At 63.9% G+C, this 17319-nt stretch carries 16 protein-coding genes; 7 read left to right on the top strand and 9 right to left on the bottom strand.

Annotation, left to right across the window (positions count from 1 at the left end):
• Nucleotides 1–128 precede the first annotated feature (128 nt).
• Nucleotides 129–1481 (bottom strand): MFS transporter, encoded by a 1353-nt coding sequence (locus BKA07_RS15015; RefSeq protein WP_167951597.1) that lies wholly within the window; start codon nucleotides 1479–1481, stop codon nucleotides 129–131.
• 309 nt (nucleotides 1482–1790) lie between these two features.
• On the opposite strand from BKA07_RS15015, the gene BKA07_RS15020 reads away from it, so the two are divergent.
• From BKA07_RS15020 to BKA07_RS15035, 4 genes are all read left to right on the top strand, one after another.
• Nucleotides 1791–2297: a flavin reductase family protein gene (locus BKA07_RS15020; RefSeq protein ID WP_167951598.1), complete on the top strand. Its 507-nt coding sequence runs from the start codon at nucleotides 1791–1793 to the stop codon at nucleotides 2295–2297.
• Nucleotides 2298–2378: 81 nt separating this feature from the next.
• Entirely contained in the window at nucleotides 2379–3524 is a 1146-nt protein-coding gene (locus BKA07_RS15025) for an Rv2578c family radical SAM protein (protein ID WP_245161972.1), read from the top strand.
• Between the two features lie 52 nt (nucleotides 3525–3576).
• Nucleotides 3577–4077: a hypothetical protein gene (locus tag BKA07_RS15030; RefSeq protein WP_167951599.1), complete on the top strand. Its 501-nt coding sequence runs from the start codon at nucleotides 3577–3579 to the stop codon at nucleotides 4075–4077.
• A gap of 40 nt (nucleotides 4078–4117) precedes the next feature.
• Complete coding sequence (locus BKA07_RS15035) at nucleotides 4118–4867, top strand: DsbA family oxidoreductase (protein ID WP_167951600.1); 750 nt, start codon at nucleotides 4118–4120, stop codon at nucleotides 4865–4867.
• Between the two features lie 120 nt (nucleotides 4868–4987).
• Here BKA07_RS15035 and BKA07_RS15040 read toward each other — a convergent pair whose 3' ends face one another.
• On the bottom strand, nucleotides 4988–5644 hold the full coding sequence (locus BKA07_RS15040) for a TetR/AcrR family transcriptional regulator (RefSeq protein WP_167951601.1): 657 nt from the start codon (nucleotides 5642–5644) through the stop codon (nucleotides 4988–4990).
• Nucleotides 5645–5802: 158 nt separating this feature from the next.
• Here BKA07_RS15040 and BKA07_RS15045 point away from each other — a divergent pair, with 158 nt between their 5' ends.
• Entirely contained in the window at nucleotides 5803–8229 is a 2427-nt protein-coding gene (locus tag BKA07_RS15045) for an ABC transporter permease (RefSeq protein WP_167951602.1), read from the top strand.
• A 69-nt stretch (nucleotides 8230–8298) separates the two neighbouring features.
• Complete coding sequence (locus BKA07_RS15050) at nucleotides 8299–9036, top strand: MgtC/SapB family protein (protein ID WP_167951603.1); 738 nt, start codon at nucleotides 8299–8301, stop codon at nucleotides 9034–9036.
• A gap of 110 nt (nucleotides 9037–9146) precedes the next feature.
• Here the strand turns inward: BKA07_RS15050 and BKA07_RS15055 are convergent, their stop codons facing one another.
• The 4 genes from BKA07_RS15055 to BKA07_RS15070 all read right to left on the bottom strand — a co-directional run bounded on the left by BKA07_RS15055 (nucleotide 9147) and on the right by BKA07_RS15070 (nucleotide 13417).
• Nucleotides 9147–10337 (bottom strand): M20 metallopeptidase family protein, encoded by a 1191-nt coding sequence (locus BKA07_RS15055; RefSeq protein ID WP_167951604.1) that lies wholly within the window; start codon nucleotides 10335–10337, stop codon nucleotides 9147–9149.
• Nucleotides 10338–10496: 159 nt separating this feature from the next.
• Nucleotides 10497–11849 (bottom strand): metal-dependent hydrolase family protein, encoded by a 1353-nt coding sequence (locus BKA07_RS15060; protein WP_167951605.1) that lies wholly within the window; start codon nucleotides 11847–11849, stop codon nucleotides 10497–10499.
• A 107-nt stretch (nucleotides 11850–11956) separates the two neighbouring features.
• Entirely contained in the window at nucleotides 11957–12553 is a 597-nt protein-coding gene (locus tag BKA07_RS15065; protein ID WP_167951606.1) for a TetR/AcrR family transcriptional regulator, read from the bottom strand.
• A 294-nt stretch (nucleotides 12554–12847) separates the two neighbouring features.
• Nucleotides 12848–13417, bottom strand: a complete 570-nt coding sequence (locus BKA07_RS15070) for a TetR/AcrR family transcriptional regulator (protein ID WP_167951607.1) — start codon at nucleotides 13415–13417, stop codon at nucleotides 12848–12850.
• 122 nt (nucleotides 13418–13539) lie between these two features.
• Here BKA07_RS15070 and BKA07_RS15075 point away from each other — a divergent pair, with 122 nt between their 5' ends.
• The gene (locus BKA07_RS15075; protein WP_167951608.1) at nucleotides 13540–14754 is read left to right on the top strand and encodes an ABC transporter permease; all 1215 of its coding nucleotides are present in this window, start codon (nucleotides 13540–13542) and stop codon (nucleotides 14752–14754) included.
• 139 nt (nucleotides 14755–14893) lie between these two features.
• Here the strand turns inward: BKA07_RS15075 and BKA07_RS15080 are convergent, their stop codons facing one another.
• The 3 genes from BKA07_RS15080 to BKA07_RS15090 are packed head-to-tail and all read right to left on the bottom strand — an operon-like array spanning nucleotide 14894 to nucleotide 17318.
• Nucleotides 14894–15556 carry an ABC transporter permease gene (locus BKA07_RS15080; RefSeq protein ID WP_167951609.1) on the bottom strand — a complete coding sequence of 221 codons (663 nt, stop codon included), beginning with the start codon at nucleotides 15554–15556 and terminating at the stop codon, nucleotides 14894–14896.
• Nucleotides 15556–16275, bottom strand: a complete 720-nt coding sequence (locus BKA07_RS15085; protein ID WP_167951610.1) for an ABC transporter permease — start codon at nucleotides 16273–16275, stop codon at nucleotides 15556–15558. Before BKA07_RS15085 ends, BKA07_RS15080 begins: the two co-directional genes overlap by 1 nt.
• Nucleotides 16272–17318: an ABC transporter ATP-binding protein gene (locus BKA07_RS15090; protein ID WP_167951611.1), complete on the bottom strand. Its 1047-nt coding sequence runs from the start codon at nucleotides 17316–17318 to the stop codon at nucleotides 16272–16274. Before BKA07_RS15090 ends, BKA07_RS15085 begins: the two co-directional genes overlap by 4 nt.
• Nucleotide 17319 lies beyond the last annotated feature (1 nt).

Genomic DNA, 17319 nt, shown 5'->3' on the forward strand with positions numbered 1-17319 from the left:
GGGCAGGGTGATCGGTCGGGCAGGGTGATCGGTGGGCGATGAGTTCGGTTGGGCAGCGTGGCCGGTCGGACATTGCGGCCGGTCGGGCAGCAAGGCCGGTCGGTCCGTGCGTTCACCCGGCCGGGCGTTCACTTCGCAGGGCGTTCACCGGTTCGATCGTCGACGGCCAGGTCTCGCGCGGGGTCCTTCGCCCCGACTGCCGCGATGAGTGAGAGCAGGCACAGCAGCGTGAGGTAGCCGCAGATCAACCACGGTGAGTGGCCCCCGGCGACGTAGAGCAGAGCCGCGATCATCGGCATGATCCCGCCGCCGATGACGGTGCCCAGCTGGTACCCCATGTTCACCCCCGAGTAGCGGACCTCGATGGGGAACTGTTCGGCGAACCAGGCCGCCTGGGGTCCGTAGACGGCGTCGTGGGCGAGGTTCATGCCCAGGATGACGACGATGGGCAGGAAGGCCAGCGGACCGGCATCGAGGAAAGCGAAGAAGATCCACCCGAAGGCGGCTACGCCGATGAGGCCTCCGATGGTCACGCGCTTGCGTCCGATCCGGTCGGAGACCCAGCCCCACAGCGGTCCGGTGAACAGTCCGATGGCGGAGGCGATCATGACGGCAGTGACTCCGGAGGTCGAGTCGCCTCTGTTCTCTGCCAGGTAGCTGAGCATGTACACGGTGATGAGATAGAAGACGCTGTTCTGCGCGAGGCGAAGTCCGATCGTGACGAGGAGGACCCGCGGGTGTCTGATCAGGACATCACGCAGAGGCGCCTTGGCAACGTTGCCGGAAGCCTTGAGCTCCTGAAATTCGGGTGCATCGGAGACGCCGAGGCGGATCCAGAGTCCCAGTGCCACGAGCAGTGCCGAGGCGAGGAAGGGGATGCGCCAGCCGAATGCCTCGAACTGTTCCGAGGTGAGCAGGCTCTGAACGGCGAAGAAGGCGCTGGTGGCCAGCAGCATTCCGGCGGCGGATCCGATCTGGGTGAAGGATCCGAACAGTCCGCGTTTGCGGGCGGGAGCGTGTTCGACAGACAGCAGTGCGGATCCTCCCCACTCCGCCCCGGCCGACAGCCCCTGTACGATCCGCAGGACGACAAGTGCAGCCGCGGCCCACCAGCCGATGGACTCGAAGTTCGGCACCAGGCCGATGAGAGTCGAAGCGATGCCCATGGACAGCAGAGAGACGACGAGCAGCGCCTTGCGTCCGACTCGGTCGCCCAGGTGGCCGGCGATGATGCCACCCAGCGGACGGGCGAAGAACCCGACCGCGAGGCTCGCGAACGCGGCCAGGCTGCTGCCGAGTTCGCTGTGGCTGGGGAAGAACTGGACGTTGAAGATCAGTGCCGCCGCGGTGCCGTAGAGGTAGAAGTCGTACCACTCGATGGTGGTGCCGGCGAAGGCCGATGCAAGGACCCTCTTCTTCCCGTCCAGGAGCCGCCGAGGTGGGTCCTGGGTGTTCGTCTCCGCTACGGAGGACTGCGTCATGGGTCTCCCTCATCTGGGTGATCGGAATCTGCGTGATCGGAGCTGGCGAACATGGCCAGCGCTGTCATAGTTTCGTTGAGCAATCTAGGGCCCGTGGGGCTGTTGCTGACGAGCGCCCGTCACTGTTCGACTTTGATCGTCACACGAAGACTCATGGCGACTCTGAACTGTCATATTGAGATGCGGCCTTGCGAGATATCTGTGATGATCGAATGAGACCAGCAAGGCATTGTTGAGCGGAAATTCGTTGAGCGGCACATTTCACAAGCCGCACCCCCTCAGCAGCCGATCACCACCGGAGGCAAGTTCATGACGACGATCACGCGCGCGACGGCAGTGTCACCGGAGGCTCTCCGCGAAACCTTCTCCCACTTCCCGCAGGGGGTCGCGCTCATCGGAGCCCAGGTCGACGGGAACCCCCTCGGTCTCGTCGCCTCGACGGTGACCGCAGGCGTCTCGCTCGACCCACCGTTGATCAGCGTTGCGGTGCAGGCGAGTTCGAGCACGTGGCCTCTGCTGCGCAGTGCCCCTGCACTGGGAGTCTCCCTCCTCGGCACACAGCAGTCATCACTGACCAGGCAGTTGGCATCGAAGGACCGCGCACAGCGCTTCGCGGGAATCGAGCCCACGATCGCCGCCGATGGCGCACTGACCATTCCCGACAGCCCTGCCCACCTGTGGACCCGCCTCTACAACGAGGTCGAAGCCGGCGATCACACCGTGGCGCTGCTGGAGATCCTCGACGCCAGCAGCGAAGCCGACACCGACGCGCTCGTCTTCCACCGCAGCGAGTTCAAGGCGATGACAGCCTCCTAGGCCTCCCCCGGCTTTACGATGCACCCTCGGGCTTCACGATGCACCCTTGACTCGAACTAGAACACGTGTTCGAATGTAATCATGAGGTGGGATCAGCAGAGCGTCTTCGACCTGAATCCGGCCACGACGGCATCGGCCACGGAAGAAGCAGCCACAGGAGAAGCAGACACGAGCGCAGCAGACACAAGGGGCGCAGGCACGGATGCGCCGCCCGCCGAGCTCTTCGGGCTCAAGGGGCTGGTGCGCAGTGTGCGAACGCCGGAGTTCGCCGGGGTCACCTTCCACGAGGTGCTGGCGAAGTCGGCACTGAATAAGGTGCCTGCGGGGAGTTCGATGCCATTCACCTGGACGCTCAACCCCTACCGCGGCTGCTCTCATGCCTGCGTGTACTGCTTCGCCCGCAGCACCCACCGCTACCTCGACCTCGACACCGGGCAGGATTTCGACCGAAAGGTCATCGTCAAGGTCAACACCCCCGAGGTCCTCGCGGCTGAAGTGGCGAAGCCGAAGTGGTCACGCGAGCTGGTTGCTCTGGGCACGAACACCGATCCCTATCAGCGCGCCGAGGGCCGCTACGCACTCATGCCGGGCATCATCAACGCCCTCGCCGAGCACGGGACTCCGATGTCGGTCCTGACCAAGGGCACCCTGCTCCGCCGCGACCTGCCGCTGCTCGCCCGCGCCGCCGAGGACGTCGATGTGGAGATCAGCATGTCGATCGCCGTCCACGATGACGCCATGCAGCAGACGATCGAGCCCGGCACGCCGACGACGAAGGCACGGCTGGCCACAGTCAGAGCGGCCGCGAACCTCGGCTTCAAGGTCTCTGTCTTCCTCATGCCGGTGATGCCGAAGCTCACCGACTCGGTGGAGCATCTCGACGCCGCACTCAGGTCGATCAAGGAGGCAGGTGCGAGCAGAGTGGTCTACGGGGCACTGCACCTGCGCCCGGGTGCCCGCGAATGGTTCTTCGAATGGCTCGAACGCGAACGTCCCGACCTGCTCCCCCGCTACCGTCGCATGTACTCCGCGTCCTCGTACGCCTCGAAGGAGTACCGAGCCTGGCTGAGCCGTCGCATCAACCCACTCATCGACAAGTACGACCTCCGCGGCTCCGCCGACGACGACTACCCGAAGACCAAGCGCGGAGACCGGACGAACAGCCCTGCACTCAACGAGACGCCGGCCGCGAGTCTCACACCGCCACCCCAGGAAGCACTGTTCTGATCGGATTCGAGCGCCTCGCCAACTTGAACCGCGGCAAACACATTATCAAGGCATGTTGCCCGATATGATGTCGACCGTGGGCGCAGATGAAGGTCGAGGTACGACAACACGACAGGCCAGCATTCTCGGCTTCATAGTCGGGGCCTGGCTGAATCGCAAATACACTCGGCTGGCCTCAAGTCTCATTCTTGCGGTGATTCCGATCGTGGGCTTCTACTCAATCGTGGACTTCGAAGATTGGTCCGCCGGGTTCAACCCTGCCGCAGGCTTCAACCGCTTCGTGGACGATCTCAATCTCGTCGGCATCCTCGTTGGCATCGCACTCTTCGTCCTCTATCCACTCCCAAGAGAAATCTACTTCAGGACGACTCAGCCGATGGCCGAGGCGCTCGCCGGACTCGGAGTGATTGGTTTGCCTCTTGTCATCCTCGTGTTCTGTGTGAAGATATGGCTCTATCTGATTGTCTGGGTCGCGTCCATCCCCTTGGGACTTCTCGGCTTCTTCTACCTCGCCATCACCGAGGCCAGTGGCAACGGCTTTCGGTTCGGTTAGCCCCGGGAATAACCCGCACCGACCCCGGGGTTGCCCGATCATGAGGATTGAAATCTGGTCGGACATCGCCTGCCCCTGGTGCTTCATCGGAAAACGTCGCTTCGAGACCGCTCTGAACGACTTCGAGCACAAGGATGACGTCGAGGTCGAATGGCGCAGCTACCAACTCGATCCGAGTCTGCCCGACCACTATGCGGGCACGGAGACCGAGTACCTCAGCCAGGTCAAGGGAATGCCTGCCGATCAGGTTCGGCAGATGTTCGATCACGTCACTCAGCAGGCCGCCGGTGAGGGTCTGAACTACGATTTCGATTCCATACTCGTGGCCAACAGCTTCACCGCCCACCGCCTCCTCCACCTGGCCAAGACCCAGGGGGTCTTGAACCAGGCCCAGGAAGAGCTGCTGTCCGGTCATTTCGAGCAGGGCCGCGACATCGGTGATGTCGATTATCTCGCCGAGGTGGCCCAGAGAGTCGGCATCGACGCCGCAGAAGCCCGCCGGATCCTTTCGACCGAGGAATTCACCGCCGAGGTGAAGTCCGACATCGCCGAGGCTCAGGCCCTGGGTGCCAATGGTGTCCCGTTCTTCGTCATCGACCGCAAGTACGGAATCTCCGGTGCTCAGCCGCCCGAAGCCTTCGCTCAGGCGCTCGAGACAGCGTGGGGCGAAAGCCAGAGGCTCCCGGTGCTTGCCGGCCCGGGATCAGGAACAGACAGCGCCACCTCAGGCACAGGTGGCGACGAGGCCGTTCGCGATGGCGCAGTCTGCGGCCCGGAAGGCTGCGACTGACTCGCGCCCGCGCGGACACCCGCCCGGCCGTCGGAACCGGGCGACCAGAACACGCCGGTCACTTCGACCTCACCGCCCAGAGAATTCGACCTCACCGCCCAGAGAATTCGACCTCACCGCTCAGAGGAACGGCATCGAGGGATAGCGGATGGCGCCGTCGGGTGATGTGACAGGCCCGGCGAGCATGCCCGATGCTGCATCGACGAGGAACCGACCGACCTGATCCCAGCTGCCTTGGTGCGTACCGTCGTTCATCTTCCTCTCCTGGTCGGCGCTGACACCGATGACCATGTGAGCAAGCAGGTACGCTCTTCCGCGCAGGACGCCTTCGGGGATGCCCTGGACCTCGCCGTGAATGAATCTCAGCCCGTCAGGCAATGCCGACTCGCTGATCACGGACTTCATGATCTCGACCGCCGAGGGCACGATTCCCACCTGCGCCAGGAACTGCGCACGCCAGCTCGGCCGCGGCAGGTCGGCGAACACGTCGAACAGCGGGCCCATTCTGCAGCGGACGAAATCATGAATGCTCGGCGTCTCGCCCAGACCAGCGACGTAACCGTCCCTGCGGAGGGCCACCTCGGCGACATGACGCTCGACGAGCGCCCGCAGCAGGCCCTCCTTCCCACCGAAGTGGTACGAGATCGCGGAGTGATTCGCCGCCCCGGCATGGTCGACGATGCGACGATTGGACACCGCATCGATGCCGTGGATGGCGAAGAGCTCCTCCGCAGCGTTGAGCAGCACCTCGCGCGCTCGGTCGCTCTGGATTCCCATGTCCCTGTCTTTCATTTCCGACGCCGCCTCGGCGCACACTGCAATCACCTTGGCAAATCGATCTCGATTTCACAATTCTAAGTCACGTGTCTTAAAGTAGTCGAGTTCAAGGTGGTCAGCGGCGATCACGCGACTTCCGAACTGCCAGGAGGACGACAGTGACCACCCCAACACCACCCACCCGCCGAGAGGCACGCGAGCTCGACCCTCATGACGCTCCGGAATCCGACACCGGAGCAGGCACGGATTCGGACACGAACGACGCCGCTGCCGCCAAGCGGGCCAAGGCCGAGATGATCGGCCGCACGCTCGCGATCTTCATCATGCCGCTCCTGTTCGTGGGCATGATGATCACGGGCTACCTCGGCACCATGCACTCCCCGACCGCCAACGACATGCCCGTCGTTGTGGCCGGATCGGATTCGAACGCCACGGACACGAAGTTCTCACTCGACGGCTCCGAACCGGACGCTCTCGACGTCGAGACCGTCGGAGACGGGCACACCGCACGTGAGATGGTCTACGAACGGGATGCCTCGGCGGCGGTCGTCGTCGACGGCAGCAAGGCCACGCTCTACACCGCTGGCGGTGCGGGCACACAGCAGGCCACGACCGTCACCGGTCTCGTGATGCCGGCCCTGCAGGATGAGGGGCTCGACGTCGACGCGCAGGATCTGGCTCCGCTGCCCGACGACGATCCCACCGGCCTGGGTGCGATGTTCCTCATGACGGCGATCGTCATGGCCGGCTATCTGCCCTTCAGCGTGCTGCGGTCGAACTCGCCCGAGCTGCTGAAGTTCAAGCGCATCGTCCCCATCCTCGGTGCGTGGGCAGCCGTCATCGCCGGACTCGTCTGGACCGTGACCTGCCCGATCCTCGACATCGTCGACGTCAAGGACACGGTCGCCGTCCTCGGCATCGCCTGGTTGGGTGTGTTCGCGATCTCCTGCGTGCAGCTGTTCATCACCCGACTCTTCGGGGCCCTGGGCGTTCTCTTCGGCATCCTCTTCCTCATGGTCCTCGGCATGCCGTCGTCGAACATGGCCATGCCCGTCTACACGATGCCGCCGTTCTTCCGGTTCACCCACGAATTCCTCCCGATGCCCGCCATCGGTGAGTCATTGCGTTCGGTGCTCTACTTCAACGGCACCGGTGTCACCGGGCACCTCCTGGTCCTGGCCATCGGAGCCGTCGTCGGTCTGCTGCTGACGAAGGCCTACGACCACCTCTCACACAGGCGCAACCCGGACCCCGAACCGCTGTCGGTCAACATCCCCTCGCTGCACGGTGGTCGCCGTCCGGACTCGAAGGTGCTGCGCTACATCTCACTCGTGATCTTCCCGTTGGCGATGGTGACGATGATGATCTCGTTCATGCTCGGCGCGATGGGCTCGCCCACGCCCAAGGATATGCCGGTCACGGTGGTCGGCTCGTCGACCGAGCAGGCGCAGGACACGATCGCCGACCTCGAGAAGAGCATGGGCGAGGACATGTTCGACTTCACCGCCACGGCGAACGAAGACGAGGCCCGCGCCCTCGTCGAGGATCGGGATGCGGTCGCCGCACTCGTCCTGCCGACTGAGAAGAACCCGGAGTTCGGGCTGATCGCCAATGAGGCGGGCAACAGCGCAGCGTATCGTGTCGTCACCCAGGTCTTCGACCAGGTCGCCTCGGCCCAGGACATGGATCTCGAGGTCGACAACCTCACCCCGCTTCCCGATCGGGACAAGAACGGCGTGAGTGTCATGTATGTGGCGATGGGCTGGATCCTCGCCGGCTTCATGGTCGTCGTCGTCGCTGCCAACGCCAATCCGTGGAGCCGTCCACTGAAGCGGATGGTGCCGCTGACCGTGGTCTACGCACCGTTCATGTCCCTGGTGGTGGCCCTCATCGCGGGTCCGATCACCGGCGCCGTCGAGGGACATTTCGCTCAGCTGTGGGGCGCCGGGACCATCGCGATCTTCTGCATCGCCATGTTCGCGATGGTCTTCGAGAGACTCCTCGGCATGCTTGCGATCATTCCTGTCATCGGCACGCTCATGTTCGCCGGCATGCCCGCCTCGAACGGCTCGATCTCCGAGTACATGACGCCGACGTTCTTCTCCACTCTGCACGAGTTCCTGCCGATGCCGGCGGCCGTTGAGACGATCCGTTCGATCGTCTACTTCGACGGCGACGTCGTCACCGAGCACCTGCAGGTCCTCGCGCTCTGGGGTCTCGTGTCGCTGGCACTGGTCTTCCTCATCGACAGCGTGAAGCCGCCGCGGACCGAGCACGACTTCGGCAACCTCCACCTCGAACGGGAGCGGGAACGCAGCAAGCAGCTCCGAAAGCAGGCGAAGGCTCTCGAGGGCTCGTCCTCCGCACAGGCGGTGGCGTCCGCCACCGTCGAGGACGAAGCGTTCGAGACCACGGAATCAGCAGGGCAGCAGGATTCGGCCGCCTACACTGCCGCACCCACCGCAGGTGAGGGACTGAGCCATCGGTTCGCCGAGGCGGCCGCTGAGAATCCGTACGACGAGAGTCCGAGCCCTGTGGGCCCTGAGTCGGCGGACCGGCGGGAGTGGATCCCCTCCACAGTGTGAGCATCCTCATTGCCCCGTGGCCCTCCTGTCTACCGGTCGGAGGGCCACGGGGTTAGAGTCAGACGGACTATGGGTTCACACATCGATATCTTCTCACCGACCGGTCTTGTCGAAGCCCAGTTGCTCCTGGCCAGCTTCGTCCTGTGCTCACTGATCGGCTTCGAACGACAGTTCCGACAGAAGAGCGCCGGCTACCGCACCCATGTCCTCGTGGGCATCGGCACTTGTGCATTCACGCTGGTCTCCGCGTACGGATTCGCCGAGGTGCTCGGCGACGATGCTCGCCTGGACCCATCGCGGATCGCCGCACAGATCGTCTCGGGGATCGGCTTCCTGGGTGCGGGCGTGATCTTCAAGGGCCGAAACATGGTGCGCGGACTCACGACCGCCGCCACCGTATGGGTGACGGCCGCGGTGGGCATGGCCTGCGGAGCGGGCATGCTGACTCTGGCCATGATGCTCACCGCACTGCATCTGCTGACTCTGTTCGTCATCGCTCCCCTGATCCGCCGGATCCCCGACAGCGATCACCGCAAACTGCTGCGCATCGCCTATAAGGACGGATCGGGAGTCCTCCGCGATATCCTCGCCGTGGCCGGGAACATGGGCTTCTCGAACACGATACTCGACTCGAAGCGCTTCGAATCCGACGACGGAGTGCGGATGGTCCAGATCGACGTGAAGTTCGAGGGCAAGCCGTCCCTGCACATGCTCATCCCTCCCCTGATGGAACTCTCCGGCGTGGACAAGGTGAGCATGCGCGAGGACCGGGTCCACTCGGTCGACGAGGACGGCGACACCGTCTGATCGGGCCCCGCACAGCCAGAGCCCCGCGCGGCATCAGTCCCGAAATGCTCAGTCCCGAACAGCATCAGTCCCGCGAAGCATCAGTCCCGCGCCACTGAGCCTCAACCCGTTCAGCCTCTGAGGGTGCGCTGCCATGCGAGGGTGGCGAGCGCCGCGGCCTGGTCCGGCAGGTGCGCATCATCGAAGAGGACCTCGGGTGAATGGTTCGTCGCAGCGGTGGCAGGATCGACGTCCTGCGGGGAGACAAACAGGAATAGGAACGTTCCAGGCACCTCGTTGAGCACGAAGGAGAAGTCCTCGGAGCCCATGACCGGATCGGGAGCCTGCACATAGCGCTCAGCGCCGAAAACCTCGGTCAGGGTCGTGGCGACGAACTGGGCCTCGCGGTCGTCATTGATGGTCACGGGGTACTGTTCGGTCCACACCACCTCGGCGGTGCACCCGTGCGCGGCTGCGATCGACTCCGCCAGTCGGACTGCGGCTTCGGGGAACCTCTCCGTCGTCTCTGCCGAGAGTGTGCGCACGGAGGCACCGAGCTTCGCTGTCGCGGGGATGATGTTGACGGCGTTGCCGGCCTCCAGCTGAGTCACCTCGGCGACGATGGGGTCGAAGACGCTGAACGATCCGGAGATCATCGAATACAGTGCCTGGCCGAATTCCATGAGCGGACGGATGGGATCCGTGGCGTCCTCGGGGCGTGAGCTGTGCCCGCCTTTTCCGTGCATGGTCACGTGGAGGGTGTTGGCTCCGGCCATGACAGTGCCCGGGCGGCTGACGAATGTGCCGGGAGGCCCCGGCGCGACATGGACGGCGTAGGCGGAGTCCGGAGTCGCACCGATGGTTTCGAACATTCCCTCTTCGAGCATGATCTTCGCTCCGCCCTGACCCTCTTCACCGGGCTGGAACATGAAGGCGACGGTTCCGGCGAGTTCGGCCCGGTGTGCGGACAGCAGCTTCGCAGCACCGACGAGACCCGTCACGTGCAGGTCATGGCCGCAGGCGTGCATGGTCCCGTTGACCGATGCGAAGTCGAGTCCCGTGGCCTCGGTGACGGGCAGGGCGTCCATGTCTCCGCGCAGCAGCACCGTGGGGCCGGGTTTGTCGCCGCGGAGCACAGCGATGACCGAGCTGAGACCGGTGCCCGTCGTGATCTCCAGCGGCAGACCGTCGAGAGCGTCGAGGATCTTCTGCTGAGTGAAGGGCAGCTCCAGCCCCAGCTCAGGATTGCGGTGGAGTTCGCGGCGCAGGTCACGCAGCTCGGTGGTCAGGGACAGAGCCTCTGTCCGGAAGTCAGTCGTCATCGTGGTTCCTCTTCTGTGCTGGAGATGGTCTGTTCTGGGTTCGATTCTGTCAGCGCCGGCATCGGTGTACCGGTACGCCGCGCGGCCGGGGTGGCAATGCCCCAACGCCGCCCGGCCGAGGTTGCTGTCGGGTGCGCCGGGTCGTGCTCGGTCATCGTCTCACCCGAGCGCCGAGCCGAGGATCGCGGTCTGGAACCAGCCTGCGGAGTCCTTGACCAGGTGCCCGCCCTGGACGACGGCCTTGACGTTGTCGGGTTCGGCCAACGCCGTGATGTCGGCCAGCGGGTCGAAGTCGACGACGAGGAGGTCGGCGAGTTTGCCTTCCTCGAGTGTGCCCAGATCACCGGACAGGCGCAGCAGCTCGGCCGCGTTCCTCGTTCCCGACACGATCGCCTGCATCGGAGTCAGTCCGAGCTCGACGGCATGCATCGCCTCGCGCAGGTTGACTCCGTGCGGGCACACCCCCGAGTCGGTGCCCAACGCGACCTTGACGCCGGCGGACGTGGCCACGGCGACTCGCTCCCGAGCGATCGCCGACCACTTGACCTTCTTCTCGTACAGGTAGCCGGGGACGTCCCGCGGATCCGGCACACGCAGCGCACTGCTGAGCGTCGGCACGAGAAAGGTGCCGTGGCCGAGCATGAGCTCGATGCCCTCGTCGTCGATTCCGTACCCGTGCTCGACGGAGCGGACACCGCCGCGGATGGCGGCTTTGATGCCTTCGGCACCCTGTGCGTGCGCCGCGACGGGCTGGTGTGCTCGTTTGTCGGCCTCTTCGACGATGAGCCGCACGTGCTCCTCGGGGACGCCGATGTCATCGGGGGTATCCGATGGGCTCGAGACACCGCCGGTCGTACAGACTTTGATCACGTCGGCGCCGGATCGGATGAGGGTGCGCACGGTGCGACGGACGTCGTCATCGGTGTCGATGATCGGGTCGACGGGCATGGGCGGCATGGTGGCCAGACCGTTGGGCATCGTGAAGTCGGTGTGCCCGCCGGTCGGCGACAGCGGAGAGATGGCCAGGTGGATTCGCGGTCCGAGGATCAGTCCCTGCTCGATGCTGTCGCGAACACCTCGGTCGGTGCCCCCGAGATCGCGAGCCGTGGTCGCCCCGGCCATGAGCGTGTTCCGGGCGTTGACGGCGCTGCGGACGATTCTCTCAGAGGCGAAGCGGGCGAGGTTGGCCGCCTGGTTCTCGACCGAGAGACCGAAGTGCACATGCGAGTCGATGAACCCGGGCATCACCGTCTTGCCCCTCAGGTCGACGACCCGAGGCCCCTCCCCCGTCGTACCGTCCCCCGTCGAAGCGCCGTCCCCGGCCGGGACACCCTCCATCGCCGAGGTGGCCGATGCGGTCCGCTGTGGACCGACGTGGACGATGCGACCGTCCTTGACCTCGATCTCGGCTTCGGTGACCGGATCACCGCCGTTTCCGTCGATGAGGGTCGCCCCGCGCAGAACGAAGTGCTCAGATTCGGTGTTCGCAGCTGGCAGGTAGGCGGTGGACATGAGTGAGGTCCTTTCATCGACGGACGACGGAGCGGGCAGTCATGATGCGGCGTGTGCGGTGGCGCGGTCCGGTTCGGAATGCGGTCTGTGATGACGCGTCCGTCGTGTCACCTCGGGAGGTGCAGCAGTGACCGCACAAGTCGGCGGTAGGAGTCCTTGAGCTCGGCATCGCTGTCTGCCTTCGCATCGGGCTTGATGGACAGTCGGAACAGCGTGAATCCGGCGATGGCGTCGAGGGTGAGGTCCTGGTCGAGCTCGCTGCCGATCTGCCCTCGTGCGATGCCCCTGTCCAGGATCTCGCGGCCGTTGGCGTGTCTCTGCTTCATATAGCGTTCCGAGATCAGCGGAATGACTTCGACGTCGAACAGCGACAGGAGAACGCCGTTTCTGCTGCTGCCGCGTGGGCCGTCCGGACGGAAGTTCGACAGATGCTGCCAGGCGTGTTCGACCAGGTCTTCGACGATGTCACCGCTGTCCGGCAGCGGTGTCGAATCGATCCCGTCGAGGATGGCCGCCGCAACGAGTTCCGCCTTGCTCGGCCAGCGGCGATAGATCGCGGTCTTGCCGCAGCCAACGGCAGCGGCGACCCTTTCGATCCGGAGATGGACGAAACCACTGTCATCCAGCGCGTCCCGCACCTCGTCGAGTACGCGCCCGGTCAACTCGTCGTCGAGCGGCCGCCCCTTCGATGTGGTTTGTGTCATATCCGAATAGTTTCACACGCGTCCAGCGAAACGCAACAGAACGTTCCGTTTCGCATCTACAGACAAACAAGCCGAAAGGTCGCCCCGTCACCGAACTTCACCCACGAAGCCGACGGGGCGCAGCCCACGAAGCCAACCAGGCGCAGCCCACAGATCCCACCGGCCCACCCCATAGGACCAACCCCACAACGCGTGGCGCCGGACGGAGCCTGCGAGTAAACGGACTCACCTTTCGCGGGTAACCGACCTCAGCCCTCGAGAGCGACCAGCCTCAGCCTTCGAAGGCCGCCGACCTCAGCCTTCGACACCGGCGAGCAGAGAGGCAATGGCGTCGCCCACCTTGGTCCGCGACTCGTCACCCAATATCGCGGCCTGGACGATCGCCCCCTGAATCATCGCGAGGATCGCCGGTGAGATCGTGTGCGCACGCTCCCGCGCGCGGTCCTCGTCGAGGCCCACCGTGCGACGAAAGTACTCCTGCAGATAGGCCTCGAAGTACCCGAGGAGATCGTCGAAGATCTTCTCAGCGATCGTGGCGAAGCCAGGCGCATGCGACGCCTCGCCCCACACCTGCAGCACCAGTGGGGCGAAGGGATTGTCATCGAGAATCGAGTTCAGGAGCTCAGAGAAGACCTGCCTCGGCGGCGGGACCTCCCTCCTCTGGACGAAGTCGTCGAGGCGCCCCACTCGCTGGTCCATGATCCTCCTGCCGGCGTCGAGCGTGAGCTCAGCCTTCGACGAATAGTAGACGTAGACTGCGCCGGCGGACAGGTCGGCTTCCTTGATGATGTCGGCCATGGACGCACCGGTGAATCCCTTGCGAGCGAAGCATGCGAGCGCAGCGTCCTGAATGCGCGTGCGCATGACCTGCCTGTGCTCTTCCGTGACCTTCGGCACCAATCCCCCAAAAACGAATGATCATTCTTAATATATCGTACTCGAAGGAGTAAAAAGAACAAGTATTCGTTTTCAACGATTGGACAGTCATGACGACCCGAATCCTCAGCAGCTCGGACTCGGCCGGCGAGGGTGCCGTAGACGCACCCACGGACGCCGACGCATCGATCGACGACAAGAACTCCGCCCGTAGGCCCAGCATCGGACAGGCCCTGCTCGCGGCAGTCTTCGCCGCGGCCATCGTCAGCGTGATCCTGCTGGCCTTCAGCTGGCCGACCGTCACGTCCGATCCCAAAGATCTCCCGATCGCCGCAGTCGGCGATCAGAAACAGATCGATCAGATCGCTGACAACGCCCCCGACGGCATGCTCGACCTCAAGGAAGTCGATTCCCGCGACGAGGCGAAACAGCTGATCCGTGAACGCGAGGTCTACGGCGCCTTCGTCCTCGGTGACGAACCCGAGATCCTCACCTCGACCGCGGCCTCCCCCGCCGTCGCCCAGCAGCTCAACGGGATCGGTACCCAGATGCAGCAGAGGATCGACAAGCAGGCGATGTCGGGCATGCAGGACGGCATGAAGAAGATGCAGGACGCGCTGAAGTCCGCGTCTCAGGCCCCGGCAGCGTCCGGAGGCAATCCCGGTGACCAGGCCCAGACCAACCCGGGCGAACAGTCCCAAGGCCCGGACACCTCGGCGATGGAGGTTCCCCAGGTCACGGTCACGGACGTCGTGCCGTTGAACGATGACGACTCCACCGGTGCCGGCCTCGCAATCGCCGGGTTGCCGTTGACCATCGGCGGAATCGTCGGTGGTGTGCTCACCAGCATGCTCGTCCAATCGCGTCGCATGCGTGCCGTCGCGGTCGTGGCATACGGTGCGATCGGCGGACTGTCCCTCACCTTGATCCTGCAGTCGTGGTTCGGCATTCTGCAGGGCAACTTCGGACTCAACGTTCTCGCAGCGGGACTCGCCGTGGCTGCGACTGCGGGACTCATCAACGGCTTCGTATCCTTGATCGGACCGGCCGGGATTGCCATCGGTGCAGTGCTGACGATGTTCATCGGCAACCCGATCGCCTCGCTTCAAGCACCGAAGGAGTTCCTCCCAGGCGCGTGGGGAGATATCGGACAGTTCTTCGTCCCGGGAGCATCGGGGACACTGCTGCGCGACCTCTCGTACTTCCCCGATGCTGCCATGGCGATGCAGTGGTGGGTGCTCATCGGCTGGCTCGCCCTAGGCATCGTTCTCATCCTCATCGGTCATCTCAAAGCCCATTCGACGAAGAGCGCAACCGTGAGCTGAGGTGCAGGGTCGCCCCAAGAACGTGAAGCCGATCCGAATGCACGCCGTCGACTCCGCATAGTTCCTTCGCTCTTTTCAGATGCCGAAGTCCAGAGGGCGAGGGCAGCACCACCGGACGACCCTCACCCTCTGCAGCCGTTCAGACTGCAGCCACTCGCAGCCGCTTGACTCCTGTCGGTGCCGCCATTCGCAGCAGCAGGGCGAAAGCCTGATCGACAAGTATCGCCAGAACCGCGACCCATAGCGCACCGGCGAGGACTCCCTCTATCCCGTATGCCACCTGGTTGAGGATGACGTCACCAAGTCCACCGCTGCCGGCGATGGTGGCGATCGTAGCGGAGCTCACCGTCAACACGGCCGCAGTGCGAATACCGCTGATGATCATCGGCAGACCCAGCGGGAGTTCTACCTTGTTCAGCACCTGCAGAGGCGTCATTCCCATACCTCTCGCTGCTTTCGTCAGATCACGATCCGCAGAGTTGACCGCTTGGAACGCGTAGCTGAGTATCGGTGGGAACGCGAGGACGAACAAAGCGATCATGGCGTTGAGCATTCCGATGCCGACGAATCCGATGAGAATCGCTATCAGCGCCAGGCTCGGCAGCGCACGACCGATATTGGTGATGCTCACCGCCAGGAACTCGCCCTTGTGGATATGACCGAGCCAAATGCCGATCGGCACGCCGACGAGGATCGCCGCAAGCAACGGGATGAGGCTGATGATCAGATGCTCACCCGTCTTCTCCATGAGCATTCCGAAATTGGCGGCCATGAATGGGAATGCCCCGAAAATGTCATTCATCAGACCCTCACTCTCGTCCACGGTGTGAGAATTTTGCCGACGATCACCAGGAGCCCGTCGAAGACGAACGCCAAGAGAATCGCAAGCGCTCCAGCCGCGATGAATTGCGTATTGAACGGCGAGGACACGGCTTTGAGGATCGGTGACCCCAGCCCGCTGTCGACGACGAATGCGGCGATCGTCGCCACACTCACGGTCAGGACTGTTGCAATGCGCAGACCGGAGATGATCGACGGCAGGGCGAGAGGCAGTTCGACGTTGACCATGAGCTGCCGCTGGTCCAGTCCCATGCCGATGGCGGACTTCTTGACGTCATCTGGCACAGCTGCCAGGCCGGCGAGCACAGCTTGGAAGATGATCACGAGGGTGAAGCACACCAGAGCGATCTCGACGGTGAGCAGCGTCAGCCCGGTGAAAGGCACGAGCAATTGGAACAGAGCGAGCGGAGGCAGCGTGTAGAGGAACGTAGCAACGATCCCGGTCGGGCCCGCAAGCCACTTCTTGCGGTAGGCGACCAATGCTGCAGCAAAGGCAATGATGAATCCGATCGCCACTGCGATGACGACCATGTAGATGTGGTCGATCAGAGGCGGCCAGAAGGCCGTTGACCATTGATCGACGAACCAGTCACCACAGAAGACACCGTTGTCGATCACGCATTCCGAGGCTTGCCCGTAGTCGGGGATGACCGGGTCACCTGCAGGTGCGATACCGCTCATGATCCGGCGCCTTCCACAGGTAGTGCCCTCATGGCTTTGGCAGGTGGGTTCACCAGATCGTGCAGGGTGACCTCGCCGAGGTGGCTCCGCCGTTCCATCACAAGTGCACCTTGTGCCCCGGCTGCGGAGACCGCTGAGAGGGCTTCTCGCAGGGTCATATCCGATTCGACCCGCGGGCTGTCGATACCCTGCAACCCCGCCTCGGAATCGGATTTGGCAGCAAGCACCTCACCGACGGTGGTCAGGGCGAGGCGTTTGAGTCCGCGTTCCGCCCCGAGGAATTCGGCGACGAAATCGTCCGCCGGCTGAGTGAGCACCTCGGTCGGGGTTCCGTACTGAGCGAGCATTCCCCCAGGTTTGAGAATTGCAATGCGGTCGGCCATTTTGATGGCCTCGTCGATGTCGTGGGTGACGAAGAGAGTCGTCTTTCCGACTGCTCTGTGGATCTCGAGGAATTCGTCCTGAACGGCCATACGTGTGATCGGGTCGAGCGCCCCGAAGGGTTCATCCATGAGCATGACAGGAGGGTCGGCAGCGAGCGCACGTGCAATTCCGACTCGCTGCTGCTGACCGCCGGAGAGCTGGGAGGGATATCTGCCGAGCCAAGTGTCGACTGGGGTGAATCCGACCAGCTCCAGCAGTTCGGTGGTCCGCTTCTTGACCTGTGCCTTGTCCCATTTGAGGATATTCGGCACGGTCGCGATGTTCTCCGCAACCGTGTAGTGCGGGAACAATCCGGACTGCTGTATCGCGTAGCCAATGGTCCGGCGCAGCTCGATGGCGGGAATGTCCATGATGCTGCGATCGCCGATGCGGATGTCCCCGCTGGTGAGGTCGACTATGCGATTGACCAGCTGCAGGGCAGTCGTCTTACCGCCGCCGGATGGCCCGACGAGGCACACGAGTTCACCGGACTTCACTTCGATATCGAGCGAGTCGAGGGCAGGAGCGGCCTGACCAGAGTAGAGCTTGGTGACCTGTTCGAAGACAATGGCCGAGTTCGCAGTCTGACTCGGCGACGTATTGGTGGAAGAAAGTGTCATT

The organism is Brevibacterium marinum (genome assembly GCF_011927955.1).
GTDB classification, from domain to species: Bacteria; Actinomycetota; Actinomycetes; order Actinomycetales; family Brevibacteriaceae; genus Brevibacterium; species Brevibacterium marinum.